The organism is Lamprobacter sp. (genome assembly GCF_034860625.1).
Lineage (GTDB): Bacteria > Pseudomonadota > Gammaproteobacteria > Chromatiales > Chromatiaceae > Lamprobacter.
In genome coordinates this window covers 1-1,916 of record NZ_JAYESN010000423.1, presented here as the reverse complement: position 1 = coordinate 1,916, position 1,916 = coordinate 1, and the positions used below count along the sequence as shown (strand labels likewise).

Sequence of the window (1,916 nt, the reverse complement as noted above, 5' to 3'; positions counted from 1 at the left end):
ACTGAAATAAAAAAATCCTGATTCAAAGACACTTGTTTAGTTTTGAAAGATTGACAAACCCAAAAAAGGGCGTATAGCTCAGTTGGTTAGAGCGCACCCCTGATAAGGGTGAGGTCACAAGTTCGAATCTTGTTATGCCCACCATTATTAGATCTTGAATGATAAATACCTAATGTAGACACATTAAGGATTATCATTGATTTTTTCTTTAGACAAGGAAGGGTGAGTGATTGTGCCAGGAGTGTACTAAATGTACACGACTAAACAAACACGAACCATGACGCAGTATAAAGGAAAAAGCAAGATAATGGGGAATTAGCTCAGCTGGGAGAGCGCCTGCTTTGCACGCAGGAGGTCAGCGGTTCGATCCCGCTATTCTCCACCAACTTACTTGTCTTGATAGACATCTACGTCGTTGGTTTACCAAACGGTTCGGTCACGTACTTCATGTACGCTCCCTCACCTTATTGCTAAACCGCCTTGTAGCTGCCCATCAATCCTGCGTAAGTTAACTGGGCATCTTTGGGATACACATTGACATTCACATTAACTAAAGTCTAATGAAAGACTTTCATGCTTACATGTAAAGCTTTTCATTAGACTTTTTAGTCTAAACGTTATTTACCGTATTATTGTTAAAAGTCACAACTTAAAAATAGAACAATTTCACTACTTGAAATGGATATCTTCACAAAGTGAAAGCTTTAGTGAGATGAATTGTACTTGAATTATTTCAAGTACAAGAAGACATTAAATGTTTATCTTTATCAAGGAAGTGATGCGTCAATAGAATACTTGTATTTTTCTTTTAGAATAGTATAAGTAACAAAGGTAAGCTACTAAGAGCGAATGGTGGATGCCTAGGCAGACAGAGGCGATGAAGGACGTACTAGACTGCGATAAGCTTTGGGGAGCCGTCAAGAGGCTTTGATCCAGAGATTTCCGAATGGGGCAACCCAGCGTATAGTGATATACGTTACCCTACGGGGAGCGAACGAGGGGAATTGAAACATCTTAGTACCCTCAGGAAGAGAAATCAAACGAGATTCCGATAGTAGCGGCGAGCGAACTCGGAAAAGGGCAAACCTGATGCTTGCATCAGGGGTTGTAGGACTGCAACATGGAGAAGATAGATTAGATGAATCCTTTGGAAAGAGGAGCCAGAGCGCGTGATAGCCGCGTAGTCGAAAATCGAACCAATCCTAGCAGTATCCTGAGTAGGGCGGAACACGTGATATTCTGTCTGAATCCGGGGGGACCACCCTCCAACCCTAAATACTCCTGTCTGACCGATAGTGCACAAGTACCGTGAGGGAAAGGTGAAAAGAACCCCAGTGAGGGGAGTGAAATAGAACCTGAAACCATTTGCTTACAATCATTCAGAGCCCTATGATTTATCAGGGTGATGGACTGCCTTTTGCATAATGAGCCTGCGAGTTGTGGTGTCTGGCAAGGTTAAGGAAACCCGTAGCCGTAGCGAAAGCGAGTCTTAATAGGGCGTTTAGTCAGATACTGCAGACCCGAAACGAAGTGATCTATCCATGAGCAGGTTGAAGCTGGTGTAAGAGCCAGTGGAGGACCGAACCCATAGGCGTTGAAAAGTCTCGGGATGACTTGTGGATAGGGGTGAAAGGCCAATCAAACTTCGTGATAGCTGGTTCTCTCCGAAATATATTTAGGTATAGCGTCATGTATTAGCATATAGGGGTAGAGCACTGACTGGGCTAGGGCTGCTTACCGCGGTACCAAACCCTATCAAACTTCGAATACTATATGTGGAAGCATGGCAGTCAGGCGTAGGGTGATAAAATCCTATGTCGAGAGGGGAACAACCCAGACTAACAGCTAAGGTCCCAAAGTCAAGTTTAAGTGGAAAACGATGTGGAGTTACTGAGACAACCAGGAAGTTGGCTTAG

The 1,916-nt window shown here is 43.6% G+C and carries 2 tRNA genes and 1 rRNA gene; all 3 read left to right on the top strand.

The annotated features are described in order from the left end of the window. The first annotated feature begins 67 nt into the window (after positions 1-67). Positions 68-144 (top strand) — tRNA-Ile (locus tag VBE63_RS28365). A 165-nt stretch (positions 145-309) separates the two neighbouring features. Further along, a tRNA-Ala gene (locus tag VBE63_RS28360) sits at positions 310-385 on the top strand. A 444-nt stretch (positions 386-829) separates the two neighbouring features. Then, positions 830-1,916: ribosomal RNA gene (locus VBE63_RS28355) — 23S ribosomal RNA — on the top strand; the annotation flags it as partial.